The organism is Rhodococcus sp. NPDC057297, assembly GCF_042667435.1.
Lineage (GTDB): Bacteria > Actinomycetota > Actinomycetes > Mycobacteriales > Mycobacteriaceae > Rhodococcoides.
Map to the genome: position 1 here is coordinate 402,309 of NZ_JBHUZE010000003.1, position 25,782 is coordinate 428,090.

The window sequence follows — 25,782 nt, forward strand, 5'->3', positions numbered from 1 at the left end:
GCAGAAAAGTCTATCGTGGCTGGTATGTGCCGAAACATCACCACCCTGCGCGGGCTTGAACCGCACGCGACGGACGAGGAGATCGAGGCTGCGGCCCGGCAGTACGTCCGTAAGATCAGTGGCGTTCAGAAGACGTCCGACGCCACCCGCGATGCATTCGAGATCGCAGTTGCCGAGGTCACCGCGACGACTCATCGACTGCTCGACGCGCTTCCCGAGCGTCGCCAGCCGCCACCGACTGTTCCGCCGCTGCGTCGCCCGGAAGTTCAGGCGCGGATTGCGGCGAAAGCCGCAGGCTGATCGATATCAGCCGACCGCCGACAGGTACTCGCTGTAGAACAGCCCCATACCGAGTGCCGAGGCGATGGCTGCCATCAACCACAGCCGGATGATGACGGTGGTCTCCGGCCAACTCGCGAGCTCGAAGTGATGATGGATCGGTGCCATGCGGAAGACGCGAACACCGTTGGTACGGAAGGTCGCGACCTGGATGACGACCGACGCGGCCTCGACGACGAACAATGCGCCGATCGCAACGGCGAGCAGTTCCGTCTTGGTGACCACGGACAGGCCCGCGAGCAGACCGCCGAGGGCGAGCGATCCCGTGTCACCCATGAAGATCTTCGCGGGCGCGGCGTTCCACCACAGGAAGCCGATGCATGCACCGGCAGCGGCGGCACAGACGATCGCGAGGTCGAGAGGATCCCGCACGTCGTAACACCCGACGCGCGGGTCGGTGCTGCAGGACTGCCGGTACTGCCAGAACGTGATCACGGTGTAGGCGCCCAGCGCCAGCGCCATCGATCCCGCGGCCAAGCCGTCGAGTCCGTCGGTCAGATTCACTGCATTCGACCAGGCCACGACCAGGACGCAGATGAAGCCGACGAACAACAGCGTCGGCATGTACACGATGGCGAAGTCGCGCACGTAGGACAGGTTTCGGCTGCCGGGTGTCACCGCATTGCTGTCCGGAAAGCGAAGAACGAGAAGCGCGAACACGACCGCAGCACCGATCTGACCGACGTACTTGGCTCGCGCGGTCAATCCGAGGTTCCGCTTGTTTCGCAGGCTCGTGTAGTCGTCGACGAATCCGACGATGCCGAGGGCCGTCGTCAGACCCAGCACGAGCAAGGCCGACGCCGACGGGCCGCCACCGTCGTATGCGATGCCGACCACGTGCGCACCGCCGTATCCGACCCACAGTGCGACGAGGATCGCGACGCCGCCCATCGTCGGCGTTCCGCGCTTCGACTGATGACTCGCCGGTCCTTCCAGGCGAATCTCCTGGCCGAAGCCCTGCTTCGAGAACTGGCGGATCAGCATCGGGGTGAGCAGAATCGAGACCGCGAGAGCTATTCCACCCGCGAAGAGAATCAAGATCACCGCGCGTCATCCCCCTGATCGTCTGGCTGCAGTTACTACCCGGTTATCAGTCGAGTCAGCGCGTGCTGTCCGGAGGAATCTCCGGAAGCCCCTCACTCGCGCGCAGTTTCTCGGCCATCGAACTCAGTAGATTCTGGGACTCCTCGGACAGGTCGAACGCACGCGCCGACAGACGCTTGAGGCCGTAACCTTCGAGCTGAGTCACCAACTCGAGGTCGTGATCGATCTTGCGCGCGTAGATGTCGTTGAAGAAGTAGTCCGGCTTCACCTTGAAGAACCGGGCGAGAGCAGCAACGGTGTCGTTCGACGGATTCGTCCGCTGACCGGACCGCAGTTGGGAAATGTAGGGCTTGGAAATCTGGTGGCCGTGCTCGGCGAGCGCATCGGCGACTTCTGCATTGGTGTGGGGCTTACGGCCAGGTGGATGCACCGTGTTGAACAGACTGTTCAACCGTGCCGCGAAGTCTGCAGGCATCGGGATCTACTCTCACCCTTCTCGGTATGACCGGGCCGTCCTCATTGCGGCCCGCGAACGATAACGAGTAGGTAACCACATTCTGGGCCGACTGGCGGTTTCGGCGCGACGAACGGTAGAACGTGTTGCTTTCGGATCGGGCACCAGGAAAAAGGGGAGCCCAGCGCGGCCTTGCCGTCGACGACGTCATTCGAACGATCGACGGGGCACGGAAGGGGGCGCAGGCAGTTTGCCGAGCGTTAACTGCTCACAGCGGATCGTGCTGCACGTGCTCCATCGGAGTGCCGACCTTGCGCAGCGCGTACAGCGTGGTCCGCACCATCGACGGCGAACCGCAGATCTGAATCTGCCGGTCCGCCCACGAGCCGAACTGTGTCACGACTTTTCCGATGGGTCCGTGCAGTCGATGATGCATGCCCCACGGCAGCTCCGGCGTCGGCCCGGAATGCCACCACGGATTCTCGTCCTCCTCGGTCACCGGAACCACCGTCAGCCACGGGTTGGACAGCGACAGTTGCCACAAGGTCTCGGCGTCGTACAGATCCCTGGGATACGTACCGCTGACGAACAGGTGGACCCGCGGGTTGCGGCTACGGCGCGCCATGTCCATCACCTGTGCGCGCAGCGGCGCCAGGCCGGTGCCGCCCGCGATCATCAGGACGTCTTCGTCGATGCCACGGTCTATCTGCAACCCGCCCAGGGGAGGGCTGACTGCCCACCGATCTCCGACGACCGACTCGGTCACCATGGCGGGAGACACCCAGCCGCCGGACACTCGACGAACGTGAAACTCGATCTCCCCCTGTGGATTGCACGGAATCGCCGGCGACAGGTAGCGCCAGAGTTTGGGGCGTTGCGGAATCTGCACGCTCACGTACTGCCCCGGGTAATAGTGGATGCCCTCGTCGAGTTGGAGGCGAACGATCGCGAGATCGTCGAGCACGCGTTGATGTTCGACGATCGTGGCGCCCCAGTACGGCGGCAATTCGTCGGAGTCGGCGGCGACGGCCATGTTGTCGGTGACGAGCGCAAGCGTCCGATGCCAGGCGTCCTCGACTTCGTCCGTCCACACCTCGTTGCCGACGAAATTGCGGAACGCCGAGATCAGGGCCGAGGCGCCAGCGCGGAAGTGGGTGCCGTCGACGCCGTGCTTGCGGTGGTCTCGGCCCAGCTGCTGAAGGAACGACTCGACGCGCTCGTTCCTGTCGAGATTGTCGAAGATGTAGGCCAGCGCGCGGACGAAATGGTCGCGTTGCTGGTCCATCGACGCCGGGAAGAACGCCCGGAACTCCGGATGGTCGACGAAGAGCTGAGCATAGAACGACCGTGCGAGAAGCGCCGGACCGTTCTCAGCGGCCAGAACGGACTTGAAACCGGCGCGAACCAGGGAGATCGCCCGAGCGTCGAGCATAGATCAACCTCCGCCGCAGCTAGACGGTTCCAAAGTAGACCGCCCGAGGGTATCCCGATTACCTACCGCTGGCCACAGAAGAAATCTGAGAAAATCAGACTTGAGCGGAACAGACTCAAGTTTTGATACGTTGTACCCACCGACATCAATTTTTTCTCCCAGTAGAAAGCAGGTGACCGGTGGACAGTTTCACCCCCACCACGAAGACGCAGGCCGCACTCAGTGCCGCTCTGCAGGCCGCATCCGCGGCTGGAAACCCGGACATCCGTCCGGCGCATTTGTTGGTGGCGTTGCTCGATCAGACCGACGGCATCGCCTCCCCCCTGTTGAAGGCTGTCGGCGTCGATCCTGCGACAGTGCGCGGTGAAGCTCGCACCCTGGTCGATCGACTCCCGTCGGCAACCGGATCCACCACGACTCCGCAACTGGGCCGCGAAGCGCTGGCGGCCATCACGGCTGCGCAGAACCTCGCTACCGAACTCGACGACGAGTACGTCTCCACCGAGCACCTCATGGTCGGACTCGCGACCGGTGACAGTGATGTCGCCAAGCTCCTGACCGGCCACGGCGCCGGACCGAACGAGCTGCGCGACGCCTTCCAGACGGTCCGCGGCAGCGCGCGCGTCACCAGTGCCGATCCCGAGAGCACCTACCAGGCGCTCGAGAAGTACAGCACCGACCTGACCGCCCGTGCCCGCGAAGGTCAGCTCGACCCGGTCATCGGCCGCGACACCGAAATTCGTCGAGTCGTCCAGGTCCTGTCTCGCCGCACCAAGAACAACCCGGTTCTCATCGGTGAGCCCGGCGTCGGCAAGACCGCCATCGTCGAAGGCCTCGCGCAACGCATCATCGCCGGCGACGTGCCGGAGAGCCTGCGCGGTAAGACCGTCGTCTCGCTCGACCTGGGCTCGATGGTCGCCGGCGCGAAATACCGCGGTGAATTCGAGGAGCGGCTCAAGGCCGTGCTCGACGACATCAAGAACTCGGCAGGCCAGGTCATCACCTTCATCGATGAGCTCCACACCATCGTCGGAGCAGGCGCGACCGGTGAGTCCGCGATGGATGCCGGCAACATGATCAAACCGATGCTCGCGCGCGGCGAACTGCGGCTCGTCGGTGCGACCACGTTGGAGGAGTACCGCAAGTACATCGAGAAGGACGCAGCGCTCGAGCGTCGATTCCAGCAGGTCTACGTCGGCGAACCGTCCGTCGAGGACACTGTCGGAATCCTGCGTGGGCTCAAGGAGCGCTACGAGGTGCACCACGGTGTGCGCATCACGGACTCCGCGCTCGTCTCCGCCGCCACTCTGTCCGACCGCTACATCACGTCGAGGTTTCTGCCGGACAAGGCAATCGACCTGGTCGACGAGGCCGCGTCGCGTCTCCGCATGGAGATCGACTCGCGTCCTGTCGAGATCGACGAGGTCGAACGAGCCGTCCGGCGACTCGAAATCGAGGAGATGGCGCTCGAGAAGGAGACCGACGACGCGTCGAAGGCTCGTCTCGAGAAACTACGCGCAGAACTGGCCGACGGTCAGGAGAAGCTCAACCAGTTGAGCACCCGCTGGCAGAACGAAAAGAACGCCATCGACTCGGTTCGCGTCCTCAAGGAGGAGCTCGAGAACCTGCGCGGTGAATCGGAGCGTGCCGAACGCGACGGAGATCTGGGCAAGGCAGCCGAACTGCGGTACGGCCGTATCCCGACTCTCGAGAAGGAACTCGCCGAGAAGACTCAGGCAACCCCGGCGCAGGACGACGTCATGCTGAAGGAAGAGGTCGGTCCGGACGATGTCGCCGACGTCGTCGCCGCCTGGACGGGTATTCCTGCCGGCCGCATGCTCGAGGGCGAAACCGCGAAGCTGCTGCGGATGGAAGACGAGTTGGGCAAACGCGTGGTCGGGCAGAAGGACGCTGTGCAAGCAGTGTCCGACGCCGTCCGTCGCGCTCGCGCGGGTGTCGCCGATCCGAACCGTCCGACTGGCTCGTTCCTGTTCCTCGGTCCGACCGGTGTCGGTAAGACCGAGCTCGCGAAAGCGTTGGCGGACTTCCTGTTCGACGACGAGCGTGCCATGGTCCGCATCGACATGAGCGAGTACAGCGAGAAGCACGCCGTAGCTCGACTCGTCGGCGCACCTCCCGGCTACGTCGGCTACGAGGCAGGCGGTCAACTCACCGAAGCCGTCCGCAGGCGTCCGTACAGCGTCATCCTGTTCGACGAGGTCGAGAAGGCTCACCCCGATGTCTTCGACATCCTGTTGGCCGTGCTCGACGAAGGCAGGCTGACCGACGGGCAGGGACGCACGGTCGACTTCAGGAACACCATCTTGATCCTGACGTCGAACCTCGGTGCCGGGGGATCGAAGGACCAGGTCATGGATGCGGTCAGGCGCGCGTTCAAACCGGAGTTCGTCAACCGCCTCGACGACGTGGTGGTGTTCGACGCCCTGTCCGAAGATCAGCTGGAATCGATCGTCGACATCCAGCTCGGCTTCCTGGCCAAGCGCCTTGCAGCACGCAGACTGACGCTCGACGTGACGTCGCCGGCGAAGCTGTGGCTGGCAGCTCGGGGCTACGACCCGCTGTACGGCGCTCGTCCGCTGCGCAGGCTGATCCAGCAGGCGATCGGCGATCAGTTGGCAAAGCTGCTGCTCGCAGGAGACGTCCGCGACGGTGACGTCGTGCCGGTGAACGTATCGGCAGACGGCGACGCACTCGTACTGGGCTAGACCGAGTATTTCGCTCCACTATTGCGCGAATTTTGCGGGATTCTGTGAATATCGCGCAATAGTGGAGCTCTGTGCACGCCTGGACGTTCGTCACCCGCGAGGTGCGGACGTACCCTCGGTGTCATGAGTCATCCGGACGATCAGCGCGCGAGAGTGGAGCCCGCGGAACGACCACACGACAGGCCGTGGGAAGACGGCACCGCGAATCCACCTCCGGACCGTCCCGAACCTGATTACGCAACCGAAGGCTGGCAGGCATACCCGGATACCCAGCCCTACCCGGATGAGCCGACGCAGCAGTACGGATATCCCCAGCAGTACCCGCCCCAACAGCAGTACCCGCCCCAACAGCAGTACCCGGCCCAACAGCAGTACCAGCCCCAACAGCAGTACCCGCCCCAACAGCCCAACCCGACCCAGGTGTTTCCGGCGTACGACCCGAGGCAACACCAGGCTTCGCCCGAGTACGGCGAGTATCAGGCTCCGCCCGAGCCGAAGGGGCCGCGTCGGTGGATGTTCGCGCTGGTCGCCCTTGCCGCGCTGGTGGTCGTCGTGCTGGCAGGAATTCTGGTGTTGACCAATCAGCGATCCGACACCGAAGACGTCGCGGTTCGACCACCGACCAGCCTGGCCCCGATCCCCACGCTTCCGCCGAGTCAGGCGCCCCTCGCGCCACCGTCGGCTCCCGGCGGACTCGTCCCGGGAGGCATACCGGAGATTCTGGGTAACTCCGGCGCGGCGATCGGAAACATCACCGCCATCGACGGCCCGACTCTGACGATCCAGGGCATCGACGGTGCCCCCGTCACGGTCCTCGTCACCCCGCAGACGCAGGTTTTGTCTCTGTCCGGCTTCGACGCCTCCTCGCTGAAGATCGGGTCGCTCGTGGTCGTCAACGGCAGCCCCATGGAGAACGGGGCTATCACGGCGGACATCATCGTGGAAACCCCCGACCTGGGCGGGTGAGCCATCACGAGGCCGAACCGCTGGACGCTATAAGCTGACCCTCGATGACGGCTATGTGGTTCGGACTTGCAGCGATCGCCCTCCTGGGTGCGGTCGCCCTTCTGTACATCGACCGTTCGCGCCGGGACCAGGTAGGCCGGGTACGGCAGATGTGGGCCAAGGCGCAGGGATACACGTACGAGGCGTCCGACGACGACATCGTGCTGCAGTTCCGTCGTGCTGCGCTCGCCAAGCCCGAGCAGACCACTGCGGTGGACCTCGTGAGCGGAGTCCGACGCGGCGAGAAGTTCGTACTGTTCGACGTCGAGGAGACGTCGACGATCGTTGCAGTTCAACGACCCGTCGGATCCGACGTGGACATCGACCTTCGATTGAAGTCGACGCCGCCCCCTCGCGACTCGGACATGGAGCTGCTCGGATCGATCGGCCCCCGTGTCGTGTTCGCGACGAACGTCGAAGTGGCGCGGCGCGTGTGCGATCAACGCATGGCTGCGTTCACCGAATCCGTTCCGGCCGGCCTGAACCTGCTGTGGAGCGAGAACGACTGGACACTCGGATCGTTGCCGCTCGGCAGCACCGGACGCGACTGGGATGCCGCCATCGACGCCGTGGCACGACTGTCCGGGATGCTGCATGTACTCCCGCCGGTCAACAACCGACGTCCATCCGGTCCCGCTCGAATTAGCCCTCCGCAGCGCAATCGACCCGAAACCACAGTCGGCCGCCAGAGCCCAGAACCCCGCCAGAGCCCAGAACCCCGCCAGAATCCAGAACCCCGGCAAGCGCGCCCCGAGGTGCGGCGTCCCGAGCCGAGGCCGCCGCTGCGTTCCGGTCCCGTGATCCAACCGTCGGGACCCCGGCCACCGAGCCGACCGACGCCCATCACCCGCGACTCGGACCGCCGCCGCCAGGACTGATCCGCAGGACCGGACATTCGGCGGTGTGGGACTCCACAACACGTCGATCGCACCGTAGCCTTCAGTTTCATGACCGCCGAACCGATCGAACCAGCGTCCCCCCTCACCGTGCGCCCGGTTGCCCTCGTCACCGGACCGACGTCCGGCCTCGGCGCAGGATTCGCCACTCACCTCGCTGCTCGCGGCTACGACCTCGTGCTCGTTGCCAGAAACGAGGTGGGGCTGCGTTCGCTCGCGGACGACCTGCGCGTCCGCTTCGGAGCCGATTCGGAGATCATCCCGGCGGATCTGGCCACCCAGGCGGGACGGGACATCGTCGCCGAGCGGCTGAGCCGAGGCGTCGAATTTCTCGTCAACAACGCAGGTTTCGGAACTTCGGGTGAGTTCTGGACAGCGGAACCCGAGCTGCTGCAGGCGCAGCTCGACGTCAACGTCACCGCGGTGATGCAGTTGACCCGCGCAGCGCTGCCGTCGATGGTTGCTGCCGCGAAAGGCACCGTGGTCAACGTGGCGAGCGTCGCGGGCATCCTGTCCGGCCGAGGGTCGACGTATTCGGCGTCCAAGGCGTACGTCATCTCGTTCTCCGAAGGGCTGTCCGGTGGTCTCGCCGGTACAGGCGTCCAGGTGCAGGCACTGTGCCCCGGGTTCGTGCGGACCGAATTCCATCAACGCGCGGGCATCGAGATGTCCAGCATCCCGAAGTTCATGTGGCTGAACGTGGAACAGGTCGTGCGTGAGTCCATGCGTGATCTGGGCAAGGGCAAAGTCATCAGTGTGCCGGGCGCGCAATACAAGGTCCTGACGGCGCTCGGCACCAAGGTCCCCAAGAGTGCGGTGCGCAAGCTGACGAATCTGGTCGGTCGGGGTCGCGGCCGAACCTAGGACGACTTCGGCGCGTATGGGCGAGCCTCCGAGCGCGATTCGAGTATCACCGTTAAATTCAGACCTTGTGACTGTTTTCGTGATCGTGGCGATCCTCGTACTTGCAGTTCTCGCCTACGCGGCGAGCGTCGAGCGTCGGGTACGGCGTTGTCGGTCGAACACGGCCGCGAGCAGGCAGCTGGTGACCGTGGAGCTCGAGCGTCGCCACGTTCAGTTGGAGTCCTTCATCGCGGCCGTCGAATCGTCCGGCCTGGACCAGGAGCTGATTCGTCAGCTCGTCGGCGCGAGGTCGTGGTCCAAGGCGGTACGAGACAAGAATCTGGGTCTGCAAGCTCAGGCAGCTGCCGAGAACGCGCTGTCGGCGGCGGTGCATGCGGTGCTGTCGGAGTCCGATCTTCACCCGAAGCTACGCTCCAACTGGGCCTTCCAGGGCCCCGCCGGCGACCTGGAGACGACGGAGAAGCGTATCGCCGGCGCAGTGCGCGTGTACAACGACAACGCGTACGCGTTGGCGGAGCTACGCAGGTCGTTCGCGACCAAGCCCATGGCCACCGCACTCAAGGTCGTTCCGCCCGAGCCGTTCGTCGAGCACGTCGACCTCGTCGCCGACGAAAAGCCGGAGGACGTGCCCGCATGAGCCTGCGGGATTCCGGCCGGTAGATTCATCGACTGAATCGATCGAAGGGAACCGCACATGGCCGACAGTGCCCAGCGTGCCGAACTGGCCGAGCTGGTTCGTGAACTGGCCGTAGTCCACGGCAAGGTGACGTTGTCATCCGGCAAGGAAGCCGATTACTACGTCGACCTCAGACGCGCAACGCTGCATCACCGCGCGAGCGCGCTGATCGGAACCCTGATGCGCGAACTGGTGGCCGATTGGGACTTCGACTCCGTCGGCGGCCTGACGATGGGAGCCGATCCCGTCGCGTTGTCCATCGTCCACGCGGAAGGCCGCCCGATCGACGGCTTCGTCGTACGCAAGGCCGCGAAGGCGCACGGTATGCAGCGTCAGATCGAAGGACCCGACATCGTCGGCAAGCGGGTGTTGGTCGTGGAGGACACGACCACGACCGGCAACTCACCACTGACCGCGGTGAAAGCCCTCCGCGACGCCGGTGCCACGGTCGTCGGCGTTGCCACCGTCGTGGACCGGGCAACAGGCGCCGACGACGTCATCGCAGCCGAGGGCCTCGAATACCGCTCGCTGCTCGGCTTGGCCGATCTGGGGCTCTGAATGTTCATGTAGGCCAGGGCCTGCATGAACATTCAGCGCAGTTGCGCGACGACGAAGAAGTTGTCTCCCGTCGGCTCGCCGTTGCGTACGTCGCAGTTGGCGAGGATCAGTCGACCGGGAACCTGCGCTCGCAGGTCGTTGTCGGCCAGGAGTGAACCCTTCGGCAGGGGCCCGACCGATTCGACGTCGTATTCGAGAGTGCCGGTCGCTGTGCGCACTACGACGATGTCGCCGACCTGCGCCACTCCGAGAGAGCGGAACGGTGCGTCCCGCGTCGAGTAGTTGTGGCCCACGACGACAACTGTCTGCTGGGTGTCCGTACCGGGTAGCCCGCTCTCGGCCCACCACGCAGGCCGCTCGTCCACTGGATTGAGTACTTGCGACGAGTCGCGGTACAGGCCGTCGGGGTTGATCGTGCTGCTCATGTAGGTCTGCGATTCCGCGGACCGCAGCTCGATCCACTCCGGTTGCGCGGGTGCAACCGGCGACGGTGGAGCCGCAGAAATCTGCGCCTCCACCGCCGACCGATCAGGCGGTGTCGCACTGACCGGCTCCGACTGCGCGCAGCCGGTCAGTGCGACACCCAGGGCGATCGCAGCTGCGAACTTACGCAGATGCATCGGTCGAGTTGCGACGACGTAGGTAGAGTCCGCCGCCCACTGCGGCCACAGCTACGACGCCGACGCCGGCCAAGATCGCCGGTGTCGCGGACGAGCTGTCCGAACCACCCGACGCTTCGGTGGACGAATCGCCCAATGCCAGATCGACAGCGGGCAGTTCTCCTGCCAGGACGGTGACACCGTCGTCGTCGGTGGTGAAGTAGTCCGCGACCGTGAACGATCCGTCCTCGTTGGACACGCCCACCAATTCCACGCCGGTCTCGTCGACGACCACTGTGGTGTCATCGACCTGGGTCACGGGGACGTCGTCCTTCGTGGTGCCGCCGATGTTGATGGTCCAGCTGAATTTCGGTCCGCTCGCTGCCAATTCAGCTGCCTTGGCCTTCAGATCGGCCTCGGCCTTGGTTGCGGCATCGGCTGCTGCCTTGGCATCGGCTGCTGCGGTCTGCGCTGCCTTCACCTCCGCTGCTGCGGTGTCGGACGCGGCCTGAGCTGCCGTCAGATCGGCTTCGGTTCGCGTCACGTCGGCTTCCGCGGTGGCCAATGCCGCATTGGCTTCCTCGACCGCGGCCTCTGCTTCGGCGGCGGCCTTTTCGAGCGCTGCGATATCCGCATCCGACGGCGCTGCGTCGAGGTCGGCCTGCGCTTGCGTCGCCGCGGCCGCAGCCGCGGTGGCCTTCTCCTGGGCTGCCGTCGCAGCAGTCCGTGCGTCGGCAGCAGCTTTGTTCGCGGCGGTTGCTGCCTCTGTCGACGTCGCCGCTGTCGCTTCGAGATCCCGTGCGTTGGCCTCGGCTGCCGCGGAGACGTCCAGCGCTGTGCGTGCGGCAATGGCCGCCGACAGTGATTCGGCGGCCCTGGCCGCCGCCGCGCGGACAGCGGCGCTCACCTTGGCGAGGTTGAGAGTCTTGAACGAATCCTGCACGGCAACGATCGAATCCTGCAGCGCCGTGGCAGCTGCTTCGGCATCGGCCGACGCGGTGGCAGCGAGCTCGGCCTTGGCTGTCGCGTCAGCACGTGCCGCCGTCGCTGCCTCCACAGCTGCGGGATCACCCGCACCGGCCGCTTCGGCTTCCAGACGTTCTGCTTCGGCTAGGGCCTCGGCTGCGGCTTCGTCGGCTTCGGTCTTGGCCTGCGTAGCCGCGGTATTGGCGGCTTCGAGAGCTGCGGTGTCGGCCTTGGCCTTGTTCACCGCGCCGACAGCAGCGATGCGGTCGAGTTCGGCGGCCGTTGCGTCGGCGTCGGCCTTCTTGGCCTTCACCACCGCGTCTGCCGCAGCGAGCTCTGCCTTGGTGACCGCAGTACTCGCGGCGGTATCGGCAGCGACGGCGGCATCGAGCCGAGCCTGCGCGGCAGTGGACGCCTCCGCAGCGGCTTTGCTCTTTGCCTCCGCGTCGGCGAGCGCCTGCTTCTCGGCGTCGCTCAGCTGCGGGACGATGTCGACGTTGATCGTCGCCGTACCGTCGTCGTTGAACACGACCCCGCCCGTCACCTGGGGGAGTGGTCGGTCGGTCGACGGTGCTTGGGGTGCAGGAACCGCTGCTGCCGAAGCGTCACCTTCGCCGGGTGCAGGCACATCCGCAGGCGGTTGGATCAGTGCGTCTCCCGAGGGGATGGTTGTTTCCTCGGTAGGTGTCTGCTCCTCGGCCGGCGGGTCGGTGGGTTCCTGCTCGGAGACGCTGTTCGACGGTGGTGGAGTTTCGTCCTGCGCTGCGGCAATTCCCGGTGCTGCCAGCGCGAAGGAGAGTGCGACGGCGGCTCCGGCGGCGGCGATGCGAGTCCGCCGCGAACGGGCGATCGACTTCTGTGACATAGATGTTCAAGCCCTTCGGTCCTGGTGGCCGGAGCCACCGACACGTCCGTCCCGATCCGGAAATGCTTTTAGTGAGGCACACGTACTTGTGCTTCAAGGACCGTAACGGACCGAAAGGTCTCTCAGGGTTTACCAAGGAATTGGTTATGCAACTGTTACTGATGGTGTTCGTGTGACGAAAGTGAACACCCAGCGCGAGAAACGTCAGTCGCCGACGGTTACTGCCCGGGCCTCGTCGACACTGTGAGGTGCGGGGTCGTGATCGTCGACGTGGGCGAGGACTTTGCGGCCGGTCGACAGGACGACGATCGCCAGCAGGGTGCAGACCGCGCCGACCCAGAACGGGACATGAGCGTTGCTCTCGCCCAGCTTGCCCGCGAGGTACGGTGCTGCGGCGCCACCCACGAAGCGGACGAAGCTGTAGGCGGCCGATGCCGTCGAGCGCTCCACGGGTGCGGAGATCATGACGGTTTCGGTGATGAGGGTGTTGTTGACCCCGAGGAACAATCCGGCGACGACCGTGCCGACGATCAACACCGTCTTGTTCTCGGTGAACAGCGCCATCACCCCGAGGTCGACGGCGAAGAGAAGCAGCGACAGCATCATCATGTTCAGAGTTCCGTACGCCTGCTGAAGCTTGGGGGCGAGGAACACGGACGCCACTGCGAGGCACAGTCCCCAGCCGAAGAAGATGAAACCGATGCTGTACGTGCCCATGTCGAGAGGGAACGGAGTGTAGGCGAGGAGGGTGAAGAATCCGTAGTTGTACAGAAGTGCGGTGATGCCGACGGTGAGCAGTCCGCGGTGGCGAAGTGCACGGAACGGATCGAGTATCGACGTCGTGTGAGCGGGCTTGGGAGTGTCCGGCAGCATGACGATCAACAGAACGAACGCGACGGCCATCAGCGCCGCAACGCCGAAGAACGGTCCACGCCACGAGAATCCGCCGAGCACACCGCCGACGAGCGGTCCCGTTGCGATGCCGATACCCAGTGCTGCTTCGTACAGGATGATCGCCCTCGCGACGCCACCCGATGCGGCACCGACGATCGTCGACAACGCCGTCGCGATGAACAACGCGTTTCCGAGGCCCCAGCCGGCGCGGAATCCGATGATTTCACCGACTGATCCGGAAACTCCTGCGAGAGCGGCGAATACGACGATGATGGCGAGCCCGGCGAGGAGTGTCCGTTTCGGTCCGAAGCGGCTGGACACCACACCGGTGATGAGCATCGCGACACCGGTGACCAGCATGTAACTGGTGAACAGGAGTGACACCTGGGACGGTGACGCGTCGAGTTGTTCGCCGATGGGTTTGAGGATGGGATCGACCAGGCCGATCCCCATGAAGGCGATGACGCTAGCAAATGCGACTGCCCACACGGCCTTCGGCTGTTTCAGCAAGCTGTCGTTGTTCGTACTCACGGCTGAGTTCCCCACGACGAGGTTCCTTTCAATCCGTGATCGACGATTTGAGCACGCTGCGAAGCTCGCTCAGTCCGTCGGTCAGTTTCCGTAGTTGTTCCGGGTCCAGTTCGGACAGGTACGGCAGCAGTCCGTCGGCGATCTGGCGTCGTCCGGCGGCCAGCCATTCGGCGCCCGCGTCGGACATTCGGGCGACGACCGCGCGCGAGTCGCTCGGGTCGGTCGTTCGTTCGACGAGTCCCGCGGCGGCGAGCTTTCCCAGCAACGACGTCGCCGACGGTTGCGAGCAGCGGTCGAGGCGAGCGAAGTCGCTGACTCGCAGCGGTTGGTACTCCTCGAGGAGGGAAAGCGCTCGCATCCAGGCTTTGGGCCACTCGTCGGAGCCGAAGTGCGCGGCGAGGCGAACGAACCGCGACGATCCCGTGACCAGCTCGGAAAGCACGTCGCGGAGATGTTGATCGGAGGCTGGCTGCTGCACCCCGATAATATTACATAAGCTAACTATCTTTTCCAACAAGCTGACAGGTAGTCCACGAAAAAAGTCCCGGCCGATGGTGGCCGGGACTCGTTTTCGTGCGTACTTCGCTCAGCTCAGGCTGTTCTCGTCCATGAAATTCCTGATGGCGAGGTCCCATTCCGCGTCGCGCTTGTTGTCGAGGTGAAACCTGGTGGCGGCGTAGATGCCGTAGAGGAGCAGTCCCGACAGGAACAGGCTGCCGATGCCCGTGAACGCGGCGGCGGCGATGGCGTCGGAGTTCGACAGTGGCTGCGATGCGCGGATGCCGTTGTCGTCGACCCAGATGTCCACTTCGGTGCCGACGGGGGAGCCGCTCAGGACGGACACCTGGCCGGTGTGCTCGACGCCCTGGTAGGTCCACGTCGCGTCGACGTTGGAGCTGCTCTGCGAGCTGAAGTCGGATTGAACGAGCGGGGAGGGCTGAGTGACGGACACGGTTTCGGCGGTGACGGCGTGCCGGGTGTACTGCTGCGCCGAGACCTGCTCGTTCTGAAACGACAGCGTCGTCATCGCAAGCCAAGCAGCAACGGGAAGCATCAGAATTGCCAGGGTGGTGAGGATGGTCTTCAACCGGGACTGGATGCGGTCGGAGCGACGGAGCAGCGGGTTCGATGCGTAGGCGAGGCCCTCCATGGTCGCCCGACGGTCATCTGTGTGTTTCCGGCGCATTGTCGTCCCAACGTGTCGAGTCGTGTGTTTACCTACCAACGATGACAAGGTGGGGAGCCCTGAATCAAGGCGAAGGGGCCAGCATCACACAATTGATTAGTTCAACGAACCATCGAGGTGAGTCGATGAATCGCGCGACGTTGTCCAGAATCGCCTTCGCCTCGGCATCGGCCGCGACGGTTCTCGGAGCCGTCCTCGGCGCGGACAGACTGCATCGCTTTGCGAAGCCTTTCATTGCTCCATCGCTGGTCGTGGGGTTGCCGAAGCCTGTGTCGACGCTCGGTCTGGCACTCACAGCGGCGACCGTCGGCGACGTTCTTCTTCTCGACCCGGACGACGATTCGCGGATTCTGCATGGTGCGGCCTCGTTCGCCGTGATGCAGGGGTGCTACTGCTGGCTCCTCCGTGCTCGAGGTGCACGCGTCACCCCGTCGGCAGCGGCGCCGCGCGCGGCGGGCTGGCTTCTTGCGGTCGCGTCGATGGCAGCGCGTTCGCCCGATGTCGCGCCCGGACTCGGCGCGTACGGACTGACCCTGGCATCGATGTCGACGCTGGCGGCGGATCCCACGCTTGCGCGCGGGGCGAGAACGGTGGCGGGTGTCGTAGTCCCCGGGTCGGATCCGGCGTCGAGAATCGCTGTCGGTGGTGTGCTCTTCACCCTGTCCGACGCGTTGATAGTGGCGCGGCGGCTGCTGTTGACCACGGAGTCGCATCGGCGAGCGGCGGAGGGAGTCGTCCTCGCGACCTACGCGGTGGCTCAGCTATTCCTCGTCGAAGGTCTGTCTCGGAAGAAGTAGTACGCGGTGGTGGTCATCCGGATCCACCATGATCGGAACGACTGCACCCTCGGCGAACCTCGAGATCTCCGAGCGGGGAATGGCATAGACGATCCGGCCGGAGAACGACTCCGAGCCGGGAACGGTGAACTGCAGTTGAAGTTCGCTGCGGGTGTCGTCGAGCGGGTGCACTTCCTCGACGGTGGCCCAGCCCTCGACACCGTTGCGTGCGATCTGCCTCTGTTCGGCCGTCCGCCGGTTGGCCACCAGCATGGACAGACCGAGTGCAGCTCCGAATCCGGCGACCAGCGCGGCGAGTTGATAGGGGAGTGTTCCGGACGGCGCCGACGGACGGAACCAGAGCGCCCACGCCGCCAGAACGACGACGTAGCCCACTGTGACAACTACTACCGCTCGCAACGTTCGTTTGTGATTCACCCACATCTCCTACGCGACACAGCCAGAATACCGCTGAAATGCAGTCGAGGGTCTTACCGATAACGCTGGTAACGCCTATTCTGTCGAAGTGTCTACACCAACTGTGTTCATCACCGGCGCCGCTGCCGGAATCGGACGATCCACTGCTCTGAAGTTCGCTCGCTCCGGATACCTCGTCGGGGCCTACGACATCGACGAAACCGGGTTGGCGTCACTCGGCAAGGAGATCACGTCCGCCGGCGGACGCGTCGTGACGGGCACCCTGGATGTCACCGACCCCAAGCAGTGGGAGGCCCGGTTGAAGGAGTTCGACGCCGAGGCCCACGGCCGGCTCGACGTCCTCGTCAACAATGCGGGCATTCTCGTTGCAGGCCAGTTCGAGGAGATGCCGCTCGAGGTGCACAAGCGCCAGATCGACATCAACTTCAACGGCGTCGTGTACGGCACTCTCGCGGCGTTCCCGTATCTGAAGGCGACCAGGAACGCCCAGGTCGTGAACCTGTGCTCGGCGTCGGCCATCTACGGTCAGCCGGAGCTGGTCACCTACGGCGCGACGAAATTCGCCGTCCGCGGTGTCACCGAGGCGCTCGACCTCGAGTGGGCCAAGTACGACATCTCCGTCAAGGCCATGTGGCCGCTGTTCGTCCAGACCGCGATGACCCAGGGCGTCTCCACCGGAACGACCAACTCGCTCGGCATCAAGCTCACGGCCGACGACGTCTCCCAGGCGATCTTCGACGCCACCCGCCCCGCGAAGGGGCTGCGGCGTAACAAGGCACTGCGCAAGGTTCATTTCCCGGTCGGATTGCAGTCCAAGGCGCTGTCGCTCGGGTCCAGGTTCTCTCCGGCCTGGCTCACCCGCGAAGTCAACCGGCGTCTGAGCCACACCTGATCCTGCGCGACCCCTGCCACGCACCACCGAACGGCACGGGTTTCGGTTCGCCGGTAGGGTCGCTCTGCAACATGGTGAGCGAAAGTGGGGTCGGGTTCTTTCATGGCGAGAGCGCGCTTGAAGAAGCGTTCGGTACTGGCAGCATCGGTGGCGATTGTGGCGGTGCTGTCCGCGTGCGGTAGCGAATCCGGTGCGGATGCGACGTCCGCACCGGCTACTACGACGACAACCGTCGCGCCGCCGACGACGACGGTGGAACCGGTGTTGCCGCCGCCGCCCACCGAAGCTCCGCCGCCGCCTCCGTCGGAACCTGCCCCCGAGCCGGCGCCGCCGCAGACGACGTACGCAGCGCTCGACGGTGCGTACTACTTCTCGTCGCCGGACGGTCTGTTCCAGTGTGGAATCGTCACACTGGCCAGCCGGACCGAAGCGGGATGTCAGGGCACGACGACGCCGGTGCCCCCGCGGCCCGAGGACTGCATGATCAGCTGGGGCAACGGAATTCGTGTCACCAACGACGGTGCGGCGGAGTTCATGTGCTCCGGTGGTGCGGTGTACACCTCGGGCGGCGAGACGATCGATCCTCCGCTTGCTGTCGGTCAGGTGATCAACGCCGACGGGTACTCCTGCGAGTCGACTGCCGACGGTATCTCGTGCACCAACGACGAGACCGGCCACGGCTTCCGAATTGCTGCCGACAGTAATGAAATCTATTGAGCGACATGGATCTACCCGGTCCGACCGAGTGGGGAGACAACCCCAACGGTGTCGGGCCGTGGGAAGAGCACCACGATGAACCCCGGCCGACGGGTGTGCAGTTCGACCCGGACCTGCTGGACGCCGGGGACCGGCGCAACGTCGTCGACGCGTACCGCTATTGGACGCGAGAGGCGATCGTCGCCGACATCGACACGAGGCGCCACCCGCTGCACGTCGCGATCGAGAACTTCGCCAACGATGCGAACATCGGCACGGTCGTACGTACCGCGAATGCATTTGCAGCGCAGGCGGTCCACATCGTCGGAAGGCGTCGTTGGAACAGGCGTGGCGCGATGGTGACCGACCGGTACCAGCACATCCATCATCACGACACCGTCGGCGACGTACTCGCTTTCGCCGCGGCCGAGGGCTTGACGGTTGTCGCCGTCGACAACACGCCGGGTTCGGTGCCGATCGAAACCGCAGAACTGCCGCGGGATTGCCTGCTTCTGTTCGGGCAGGAGGGGCCGGGGGTGACCGAGGATGCACGCAACGGCGCGTCGATGACGGTATCCATAGCGCAGTTCGGGTCCACTCGCAGCATCAATGCGGGTGTCGCCGCCGGGATTGCCATGCACTCGTGGGTCCGGCGTCATGCCGACTTGTCACAAGCGTGGCCCTGACTGTTTGTGCTTCGCCCCCGGGCAAGTGGCAGGATTGCCGATCATGCAGGAGCTATGGGCGCAGCGCGCGGACGCTGCGGAGGGGGCCGTCGTCGCACGACATGTGCGTCGACTGTGGGGGTTGCCGGGTACGGCGCTCGGTGTCGTGGCGTGGCCGCCTGTTCGGCGGGAGCGACTGTTCCTGAAGTGGCATTACTGGTGGCAGGCGCACCTGCTCGAGTGCGCGGTCGACGCAGCGAGCCGCGAGCCCACCGCCAAGAGACGTAGGCGCGTCACCAAGATCGCTCGTGCGCACCGCATTCGGAACATCACCGGTTGGACCAACAACTACTACGACGATATGGCCTGGCTCGGGCTTGCCCTCGAACGCGCTCAACGGTTGCATGCCGTCGGCAACCGCGTCGGCATTCAGAAGATCGAGATGGAATTGTTCGACGCATGGTCTCCGCAGGCAGGCGGCGGCATCCCGTGGCGCAAGGGCGACGATTTCTACAACGCCCCGGCCAACGGACCGGCGTCGATCCTGCTGGCCAGGACGGGTCGGTTGTGGCGAGCGGAGGCCATGGCCGATTGGATGGACGCAACGCTGAGGGATCCCGAGACGGGTCTGATCTTCGACGGCATACGTACCGGCGACGTGCTCGATCGTGCGATCTACAGCTACTGCCAAGGTGTGGTGCTGGGCGTCGAAACGGAACTTGCGGTGCGACTGGGAGACCCACGTCATCGTGCACGGGTGCAGGCACTGGTCGCTGCGGTGGACGCTCGACTGTGTCGTGACCTGGTGATCGTCGGCGGGGGAGGCGGCGACGGCGGCTTGTTCGACGGCATCCTGGCCCGCTACCTGGCGATGGTCGCGACGACGTTGCCCGGCGACAGCGACGACGATCGGACTACACGTGCGTTGGCTGCGTCGATCGTGCTCGCGTCGGCGGAAGCGGCGTGGGAGAACCGACTGGAAGTCGAGGATCATCCACTCTTCGGTGCGGCGTGGGAATCTCAGGCCACGCTCCCTGGGCCGGGGCATACAGTGGCAACGTTCAGCGGCGGAACAGTGCGGTCGTCGGCGGTGCCGGAACGTGATTTCGCGGTTCAGCTCAGCGGCTGGATGCTCATGGAGGCCGCGTACACCGTGGCCGACGCAGGCTTTCGTTAGCTAAGGTACTGGTCTATGGGGACTTCGTGGAATCCGACGGTGTACGGGCACTACGCAGACGAGCGGACGCGTCCGTACTACGAACTGGTCGCTCGGATCAGGAACGAATCACCGGGCACTGTCGTCGACCTCGGATGTGGCACCGGCGTACAGACCGCCACGCTGGCACAGCGGTGGCCGTCGGCCCACATCACCGGACTCGACTCGTCGGCCGACATGGTGGCCGATCAGCCGTCGGATCTGCCTGCCGGCGTGACCATCCGGCAAGGTGACATCTCCGATTTCGACGCGACCGGCGTGGACGTCGTCGTGTCCAATGCGGCCCTGCAGTGGGTACCTCACCACCGAGAGCTTCTGGCGACGTGGGCATCGCAACTGGGCGCGTCCAGCACCCTTGCCTTCCAGGTACCGGGCAACTTCGACGCTCCCTCTCACGTCCTGATGCGTCGCCTCGCGGAATCCGACGAGTGGGCGTCGACTCTCAGCGGCGTTCTACGCGGAGGTGACAGCGTCGACTCCGCCGAGCAGTACGCGTCGGCGATGTTCGACGCGGGACTGACCGTCGACGCGTGGGAGACCAGCTACGTCCACGTTCTGCAGGGCGTGGACCCGGTGCTGCGGTGGGTGACGGGAACTGGCCTGCGGCCCGTCCTGGATGCACTCGACGACGAGACCCGGCCGGTGTTCGTCGAACAGTATCGAGACCTTCTGCGCGACGCGTACCCGCAGGCCGCGTCGGGAACGCTGTTTCCGTTCCGACGCATCTTCGTCGTTGCACGGAAAGACTGAGTTACTCGAGGACTTCTTCGACCTCGATGGTCTCGGAGGGCTTCGACATTTCCTTGCGGTACTGCCAGATGCCGAGGCCGGTCCCGACGACCAGGAGCACGATCATCCCGATCAGGACTGCGGGCAGCAGCCACGGCACCATCTCGAGGAAGCTACCGAAGTAGAAGCCTGCCAGCAGCAGCACCGGCGCCCAGATGATCGCGCCGAGAGTGCTGGCGATCGTGTAGCGGCGATGGTTCATCTTGGCTGCGCCCGCGACCATCGGGCAGAGCGTCCGCACCCAGGGAATCCAACGCGCGACGAGCACGGCCCAGAAACCGTGTTTCTCCAGTAGAAGGTTCACCTTGTGCAGGTTCTTGGTGTTGAGGTATTTGCCGTTCTTGCGCGCGACGAGTGTGGAACCGGTGCGGTGCCCGATGACGTACCCCACCTGGTTGCCTGCGATGGCCGCGATCATCGCGCCGACGGACAGCGCCCAGATGTGGCCGGTGCCCGAGGCGTGAGTGGCCATCACGATTCCGGCGGTGATCAGCATGGAGTCGCCGGGAAGGAACAGGCCGATGATGACGGCGCATTCGATGAAGACGAACGTCACCACCACGAGCCACACCACGAGCGGGCCTGCGGTTTCCAGTGGGCCGAACTGACCCATCGCCTCGATCACGGTTGCAACACCCGCACTTTAAGCGCTCGGACGGTCCTGCTGGGTCTCGATGGCGTCAGCGGCCTCCGAGAGCGGTGTCTTGCGGGCTCGGAGCATGCGCTTGCCAACCTCGATGACGATGGGCAGAACCGAGACGAAGACGATCAGCAGGAAGATGTAGTCGACGTTGTCGCGGATGAACTGGATCTGTCCGAGCAGGTAGCCGAGCATGGTGACACCCGCGCCCCACAGGATGCCGCCGACGACGTTGTACGTCACGAAGATCGAGTACTTCATGTGCGAGGCGCCCGCGACGACCGGCGCGAAGGTCCGCACGATCGGGACGAAGCGCGCGAGGATGATCGTGATCGGGCCGTGCTTCTCGAAGAAGGCGTGCGACTCGTCGATGTACTTCTTCTTGAAGAACTTCGCGTCGTTCGACTTGAACAGCGCGGCCCCGCCCTTACGTCCGATGAAGTATCCGACCTGGTCGCCTGCGATGGCGGCGATCGGGATCGTGATCAGCAGGACGCCGATAGGGGCGAACGGCGGGATCTCGTCGGACTTCGATGCGGCGATGAGGCCTGCGGTGAAGAGGAGGGAGTCACCCGGGAGTAGCGGAAACAGCAGCCCCGATTCGATGAAGACGACAAGCAGCAACCCGACCAGCACCCAGGTGCCGAACGAGTTGAGCAAATTCACTGGATCGAGAAACCCGGGCAGGAGCGCCAGGTTCGTCGTCACGGATTCCGAGGCGGCAAGAAGACTCACGGCGCCCACCATACCGGCCGAACCTGGGCCGACCTGAACAACAGCTGGTGAATTGCCACCGATGCAATGTCCGATTAGTCACGTTCGTGCCTGAAGTGATCAGGTGGGTACCGCGACAGGCGTGCCGGAGGCTTGCCATACTGCAACGGACAATCAATCTCTTCACATGGAGGAATGACGCCGTGCCGATCGCAACTCCCGAGGTCTATGCCGAGATGCTTGGCCGGGCCAAGGAACACCAGTTCGCCTTTCCAGCGATCAACTGCGTTGGTTCCGAGTCCATCAACGCCGCAATCAAGGGTTTCGCCGACGCCGGAAGCGACGGCATCATTCAGTTCTCGACCGGTGGTGCCGAGTTCGGCTCCGGCCTCGGCGTCAAGGACATGGTCACCGGTGCAGTAGCGCTGGCCGAGTTCGCTCACGTGGTGGCAGCCAAGTACGACGTCACGATCGCGCTGCACACCGATCACTGCCCCAAGGACAAGCTGGACACCTACGTCCGTCCGCTGCTGGCTATCTCGCAGGAGCGCGTCGACGCAGGCCGCAACCCGCTGTTCCAGTCGCACATGTGGGACGGTTCCGCAGTCCCGATCGACGAGAACCTCGAGATCGCCAAGGACCTGCTCGCCAAGGCAGCAGCTGCCCGCATCATCCTGGAGATCGAGATCGGTGTCGTCGGCGGTGAAGAGGACGGCGTCGAGGCCGAGATCAACGACAAGCTCTACACCTCCAACGAGGACTTCCTGAAGACCGTCGAGGCACTCGGTGCGGGAGATGCGGGTTCGCGTTACCTGCTCGCCGCGACGTTCGGCAACGTGCACGGCGTGTACAAGCCCGGCAACGTGAAGCTGAAGCCGTCCGTCCTTGCCGACGGTCAGCGCGTGGCGTCGGAGAAGCTCGGCCTCGCCGCCGGCTCCAAGCCGTTCGACTTCGTGTTCCACGGCGGATCGGGCTCGGCGAAGAGCGAGATCGAAGAGGCTCTGGACTACGGCGTCGTGAAGATGAACGTCGACACCGACACCCAGTACGCGTTCAGTCGCCCCATCGCCGGACACTTCTTCAGCAACTACGACGGTGTGCTGAAGGTCGACGGCGAGGTCGGCAACAAGAAGGCCTACGACCCGCGTAGCTACCTCAAGAAGGCCGAGGCCGGTATGACCGCTCGTGTCATCGAGGCATGCAACGACCTCAAATCCGCAGGCCGCAGCGTAAGCGCCGGCTAACCCACCTGAGTGGAGCGGAACCTGCGGGTCACTCCGCGGGCTCCGCTCCCGGTAGGCCTGCGGGTCACTCCGCAGGCTCCGCTCCCGGTAGGCCTGCGGGTCACTCCGCAGGCTCCGCTCCCGGTAGGCCCGGGCCTGACTTTCCCACTCACGAGTGGGTCAGCAGACCTTCCAGGTTTCGCCTTCCAGTCGCAGATCGAACGTCCGCGGTGACCGCTCGTTCGGATTCGCCTCGGTGTACGCGATGATCTGCGCGATCGCAGTGTCTCCGGTGATCTGAACGGCATCGATGCCTTCCATCACCGGCACGTTTCCTTGCTCGACGGCCACGCGGTGCACGTCCGCGAACTCCGCATCCGGAATGTCCCGGTAGTACGTTGCGAGGTCCCCGCACGACGACGATCTCAGCGTCGCCAGATCCCCGCTCGCCAACGCCTCGGTGAACGACGTGACCGACGTCCTGATCTGGGCCTCCGGCGAATTCTCGCCGCCGTCACGCGACAGATAGAAGAACGCGGCGGCACCGACTGCGACGATCACGACAACCGCAGCGGCCAGCGCGCCGAGCCAGCGCTTGCTCGTCTTCCGCGCCGGAGCGGAGCCTGCGGAGCGACCAGAAGGCGCCGGAGCGGAGCCTGCGTAGCGACCAGAAGGCGCCGGAGCGGAGCCCGCGGAGCGACCAGACGGCGCCGGAGCGGAGCTTGCGGAGCGACCAGAAGGCTGGGGACGAGGACCGGCCGGCTGCTGAGCTGGGCGGGGAACCTCTCCGCGAGCCGGAATGCGCTGCGGTACAGCGTGGGGTCGCGGTACAGGCGTGGCAGGTGGCTCGACGGTAGGAATCGCGGTCGTCTCGGCCTCGGTCTGGTTCTCCGGCGTGGCGTCGGGCAGCTTCGGTGGCGTGGGCGTGCTGTCCGACGTGTCGGGTTCCGACTTCGTTTCGTCTTTCTCCGACACCTGGTGCTCCTGCCTCATCCACGACTCTTTCGAAAACGAAAGCCTAACGGTCCAGGGAGGGTAGCCGGACGCAGGCGAGGTGAGTGTCGGGGAACATGCGCAATGCGTGCAGGGCACAATGGTCCCTATGACTTCATTCGGTGACTTGCTCGGACCGCAGCCGACGCTTCTGCCCGGCGACGACGAGGCAGAGTCCGCGTTGCTCAACCACGAGGACCCGGCGAAGGTCGCGGCCGAGAACCCGACGGCGTCGATCGCCTGGGCTTATCTGGCCGAGGCGTCGTTGAACGCGGGTCAGACCATCACTGCGTACGCCTATGCGCGCACGGGGTACCACCGCGGGCTCGATCAGCTTCGCCGCAACGGATGGAAGGGATTCGGGCCGGTCCCGTACAGCCATGAGCCCAACCGAGGATTCCTCCGCTGCGTCGCTGTTCTCGCGAAGGCTGCGCGTGAGATCGGCGAGAACGACGAGTACGCCCGGTGCCTCGACCTCCTCGAAGACAGTGATCCCAAAGCCGCGGAAGCCCTCGGTCTCGGCTGATCATGCGGTGACGACGCTGCGTCCGACGGCTCGGCGGGGTAAGGCCCGTGTCAGGGCGGGCCGGGCCAGGTTGCAGCTGTCGTTGCTGCCGATCGTTCAGTGCGCGCTGGCGGCGGGAGTCTCGTGGTTCGTGGCGACCGACATCGTCGGCCATGCGCATCCGTTCTTCGCGCCCATCGCTGCAGTTGTGTCGCTCGGTGTGTCGCTGGGTGCGAGGATGCGCCGGTCGGCGGAGTTGGTGGTCGGCGTCACGGTCGGTATCGGTGTCGGCGACCTGATCATCTCGGCGATCGGTAGCGGGCCGTGGCAGATCGCGCTGGTGGTTGCGCTCGCGATGTCGACGGCGGTGTTTCTCGACGGCGGTCCGATCATCGCGATGCAGGCGGGTTCGTCGGCTGTGTTGGTCGCGACGCTGATTCCTCCTGGAAATTCCGGTGGCATCGACCGAATGGTCGACGCTTTGACCGGTGGATTGGTCGGCATCGCAATCGTCGCCTTGATTCCGACGCACCCGGTGTGGCGAGCGCGGAAGGATGCGGCCAAGGTGCTGGGGACGGCGTCCGAGGTACTTCAGAAGGTCGCGGACGGCCTCGTCGCCAACGATCCGAAGCCGATCGAGGAGGCTTTGAAGAAGGCTCGCGCCACCCAGTCCGATATCGATGCGCTGCGCACGAATCTGAAGGGTGGCCGGGAGATCGCCCGGATCTCTCCGCTGTACTGGGGTCATCGGAACCGGCTGGCGGGATTGGCCAAGACGGCAGATCCGATCGACAACGCGATCCGAAACATACGGGTGTTGGCTCGCCGATCGTTGACGCTGGTGCGGGACGACGAGATTCTCGATCCCCGCGTCGTCGACGAGGTGGAGAAGTTGGCTCAGGCGACCGATGTGCTGCGCCGAATGGTTCTCGCCGACCCGGGCAGGCAGCCTGACGCAGCCGAGGCCGCGAGGGTGCTTCGTGCCGTCGCGGCCGGCGCGAAGCCCGAGCTGATTTCCAATGCGGGTCTGTCGGCGACGGTGGTGCTTGCCCAACTTCGATCGATCATCGTCGACTTCTTGCAGGTTGCGGGGCTGAAGCGAATTTCCGCTCTCGCGACGCTTCCTCCGACCGTCGCCAAGCCGGACGTCACGCCAGATTTGTTCTGACCTTCCGGGACCGTTGCACATATGCGTATGTA

At 64.8% G+C, this 25,782-nt stretch carries 28 protein-coding genes; 16 read left to right on the plus strand and 12 right to left on the minus strand.

Annotated elements, in window-relative coordinates; all coding sequences use genetic code 11:
* Positions 1–24 precede the first annotated feature (24 nt).
* Positions 25–300, plus strand: coding sequence for a DUF2277 domain-containing protein (locus ACFULT_RS11860; protein WP_037112363.1), 276 nt, complete (start codon positions 25–27; stop codon positions 298–300).
* A 6-nt stretch (positions 301–306) separates the two neighbouring features.
* Here ACFULT_RS11860 and mraY read toward each other — a convergent pair whose 3' ends face one another.
* From mraY to ACFULT_RS11875, 3 genes are all read right to left on the minus strand, one after another.
* Complete coding sequence (mraY, locus tag ACFULT_RS11865; protein ID WP_378481537.1) at positions 307–1,383, minus strand: phospho-N-acetylmuramoyl-pentapeptide-transferase; 1,077 nt, start codon at positions 1,381–1,383, stop codon at positions 307–309.
* 55 nt (positions 1,384–1,438) lie between these two features.
* Positions 1,439–1,858 (minus strand): helix-turn-helix domain-containing protein, encoded by a 420-nt coding sequence (locus tag ACFULT_RS11870; protein ID WP_019663116.1) that lies wholly within the window; start codon positions 1,856–1,858, stop codon positions 1,439–1,441.
* A gap of 247 nt (positions 1,859–2,105) precedes the next feature.
* Positions 2,106–3,269 (minus strand): FAD-binding oxidoreductase, encoded by a 1,164-nt coding sequence (locus ACFULT_RS11875; RefSeq protein WP_378481538.1) that lies wholly within the window; start codon positions 3,267–3,269, stop codon positions 2,106–2,108.
* Positions 3,270–3,448: 179 nt separating this feature from the next.
* On the opposite strand from ACFULT_RS11875, the gene clpB reads away from it, so the two are divergent.
* The 6 genes from clpB (at position 3,449) to pyrE (ending at position 9,994) form a co-directional block, all read left to right on the plus strand.
* Positions 3,449–5,995, plus strand: coding sequence for an ATP-dependent chaperone ClpB (clpB, locus tag ACFULT_RS11880; protein WP_037112359.1), 2,547 nt, complete (start codon positions 3,449–3,451; stop codon positions 5,993–5,995).
* 123 nt (positions 5,996–6,118) lie between these two features.
* Positions 6,119–6,961 (plus strand): DUF5666 domain-containing protein, encoded by an 843-nt coding sequence (locus ACFULT_RS11885; protein ID WP_378481539.1) that lies wholly within the window; start codon positions 6,119–6,121, stop codon positions 6,959–6,961.
* A gap of 53 nt (positions 6,962–7,014) precedes the next feature.
* Entirely contained in the window at positions 7,015–7,878 is an 864-nt protein-coding gene (locus tag ACFULT_RS11890; protein WP_378481681.1) for a hypothetical protein, read from the plus strand.
* Positions 7,879–7,947: 69 nt separating this feature from the next.
* Positions 7,948–8,760, plus strand: coding sequence for an SDR family oxidoreductase (locus ACFULT_RS11895; protein WP_037112356.1), 813 nt, complete (start codon positions 7,948–7,950; stop codon positions 8,758–8,760).
* A 67-nt stretch (positions 8,761–8,827) separates the two neighbouring features.
* Positions 8,828–9,397: a LemA family protein gene (locus ACFULT_RS11900; protein ID WP_378481540.1), complete on the plus strand. Its 570-nt coding sequence runs from the start codon at positions 8,828–8,830 to the stop codon at positions 9,395–9,397.
* 57 nt (positions 9,398–9,454) lie between these two features.
* Positions 9,455–9,994 carry an orotate phosphoribosyltransferase gene (gene pyrE, locus ACFULT_RS11905; RefSeq protein WP_037112352.1) on the plus strand — a complete coding sequence of 180 codons (540 nt, stop codon included), beginning with the start codon at positions 9,455–9,457 and terminating at the stop codon, positions 9,992–9,994.
* Between the two features lie 32 nt (positions 9,995–10,026).
* Here the strand turns inward: pyrE and ACFULT_RS11910 are convergent, their stop codons facing one another.
* The 5 genes from ACFULT_RS11910 to ACFULT_RS11930 form a co-directional block, all read right to left on the minus strand.
* Complete coding sequence (locus ACFULT_RS11910) at positions 10,027–10,614, minus strand: class F sortase (RefSeq protein WP_378481541.1); 588 nt, start codon at positions 10,612–10,614, stop codon at positions 10,027–10,029.
* Positions 10,601–12,424 carry a hypothetical protein gene (locus tag ACFULT_RS11915; protein ID WP_378481542.1) on the minus strand — a complete coding sequence of 608 codons (1,824 nt, stop codon included), beginning with the start codon at positions 12,422–12,424 and terminating at the stop codon, positions 10,601–10,603. The genes ACFULT_RS11910 and ACFULT_RS11915 overlap by 14 nt, the downstream gene beginning before the upstream one ends.
* Positions 12,425–12,628: 204 nt before the next feature.
* Positions 12,629–13,864, minus strand: a complete 1,236-nt coding sequence (locus ACFULT_RS11920; RefSeq protein ID WP_037112346.1) for an MFS transporter — start codon at positions 13,862–13,864, stop codon at positions 12,629–12,631.
* 13 nt (positions 13,865–13,877) lie between these two features.
* Entirely contained in the window at positions 13,878–14,333 is a 456-nt protein-coding gene (locus ACFULT_RS11925) for a MarR family winged helix-turn-helix transcriptional regulator (RefSeq protein ID WP_378481682.1), read from the minus strand.
* Between the two features lie 102 nt (positions 14,334–14,435).
* Positions 14,436–14,999: a hypothetical protein gene (locus ACFULT_RS11930; protein WP_378481543.1), complete on the minus strand. Its 564-nt coding sequence runs from the start codon at positions 14,997–14,999 to the stop codon at positions 14,436–14,438.
* A gap of 161 nt (positions 15,000–15,160) precedes the next feature.
* Between ACFULT_RS11930 and ACFULT_RS11935 the strand changes: the two genes are divergently transcribed.
* Positions 15,161–15,832, plus strand: a complete 672-nt coding sequence (locus ACFULT_RS11935; protein WP_378481544.1) for a lysoplasmalogenase family protein — start codon at positions 15,161–15,163, stop codon at positions 15,830–15,832.
* On the opposite strand, the gene ACFULT_RS11940 is transcribed toward ACFULT_RS11935, so the two are convergent.
* Positions 15,797–16,249, minus strand: a complete 453-nt coding sequence (locus ACFULT_RS11940; RefSeq protein ID WP_037112462.1) for a hypothetical protein — start codon at positions 16,247–16,249, stop codon at positions 15,797–15,799. The genes ACFULT_RS11935 and ACFULT_RS11940 overlap by 36 nt on opposite strands.
* Positions 16,250–16,337: 88 nt before the next feature.
* Here ACFULT_RS11940 and ACFULT_RS11945 point away from each other — a divergent pair, with 88 nt between their 5' ends.
* The 5 genes from ACFULT_RS11945 to ACFULT_RS11965 all read left to right on the plus strand — a co-directional run bounded on the left by ACFULT_RS11945 (position 16,338) and on the right by ACFULT_RS11965 (position 20,468).
* Positions 16,338–17,141 (plus strand): SDR family oxidoreductase, encoded by an 804-nt coding sequence (locus ACFULT_RS11945; RefSeq protein WP_037112340.1) that lies wholly within the window; start codon positions 16,338–16,340, stop codon positions 17,139–17,141.
* Positions 17,142–17,243: 102 nt separating this feature from the next.
* On the plus strand, positions 17,244–17,858 hold the full coding sequence (locus ACFULT_RS11950; RefSeq protein WP_241483885.1) for a DUF6636 domain-containing protein: 615 nt from the start codon (positions 17,244–17,246) through the stop codon (positions 17,856–17,858).
* A 5-nt stretch (positions 17,859–17,863) separates the two neighbouring features.
* Positions 17,864–18,523 carry an RNA methyltransferase gene (locus ACFULT_RS11955; protein ID WP_052059478.1) on the plus strand — a complete coding sequence of 220 codons (660 nt, stop codon included), beginning with the start codon at positions 17,864–17,866 and terminating at the stop codon, positions 18,521–18,523.
* Between the two features lie 43 nt (positions 18,524–18,566).
* Entirely contained in the window at positions 18,567–19,679 is a 1,113-nt protein-coding gene (locus tag ACFULT_RS11960) for a glycoside hydrolase family 76 protein (RefSeq protein ID WP_378481545.1), read from the plus strand.
* A 15-nt stretch (positions 19,680–19,694) separates the two neighbouring features.
* A complete protein-coding gene (locus ACFULT_RS11965; RefSeq protein WP_378481546.1) occupies positions 19,695–20,468 on the plus strand; it encodes a trans-aconitate 2-methyltransferase in 774 nt (257 codons plus the stop codon).
* 1 nt (position 20,469) lies between these two features.
* Here ACFULT_RS11965 and ACFULT_RS11970 read toward each other — a convergent pair whose 3' ends face one another.
* Both ACFULT_RS11970 and ACFULT_RS11975 read right to left on the minus strand, forming a co-directional pair.
* Complete coding sequence (locus tag ACFULT_RS11970) at positions 20,470–21,120, minus strand: DedA family protein (RefSeq protein ID WP_037112329.1); 651 nt, start codon at positions 21,118–21,120, stop codon at positions 20,470–20,472.
* Positions 21,121–21,150: 30 nt separating this feature from the next.
* Complete coding sequence (locus tag ACFULT_RS11975; RefSeq protein WP_037112327.1) at positions 21,151–21,894, minus strand: VTT domain-containing protein; 744 nt, start codon at positions 21,892–21,894, stop codon at positions 21,151–21,153.
* A 170-nt stretch (positions 21,895–22,064) separates the two neighbouring features.
* On the opposite strand from ACFULT_RS11975, the gene fbaA reads away from it, so the two are divergent.
* A complete protein-coding gene (fbaA, locus tag ACFULT_RS11980; protein ID WP_019667903.1) occupies positions 22,065–23,105 on the plus strand; it encodes a class II fructose-bisphosphate aldolase in 1,041 nt (346 codons plus the stop codon).
* 159 nt (positions 23,106–23,264) lie between these two features.
* Here the strand turns inward: fbaA and ACFULT_RS11985 are convergent, their stop codons facing one another.
* A complete protein-coding gene (locus tag ACFULT_RS11985; protein WP_378481547.1) occupies positions 23,265–24,077 on the minus strand; it encodes a hypothetical protein in 813 nt (270 codons plus the stop codon).
* A gap of 109 nt (positions 24,078–24,186) precedes the next feature.
* Between ACFULT_RS11985 and ACFULT_RS11990 the strand changes: the two genes are divergently transcribed.
* Positions 24,187–24,603 carry a DUF3151 domain-containing protein gene (locus ACFULT_RS11990; RefSeq protein ID WP_037112457.1) on the plus strand — a complete coding sequence of 139 codons (417 nt, stop codon included), beginning with the start codon at positions 24,187–24,189 and terminating at the stop codon, positions 24,601–24,603.
* 76 nt (positions 24,604–24,679) lie between these two features.
* Entirely contained in the window at positions 24,680–25,750 is a 1,071-nt protein-coding gene (locus ACFULT_RS11995) for an aromatic acid exporter family protein (RefSeq protein ID WP_378481683.1), read from the plus strand.
* Positions 25,751–25,782: the final 32 nt, after the last annotated feature.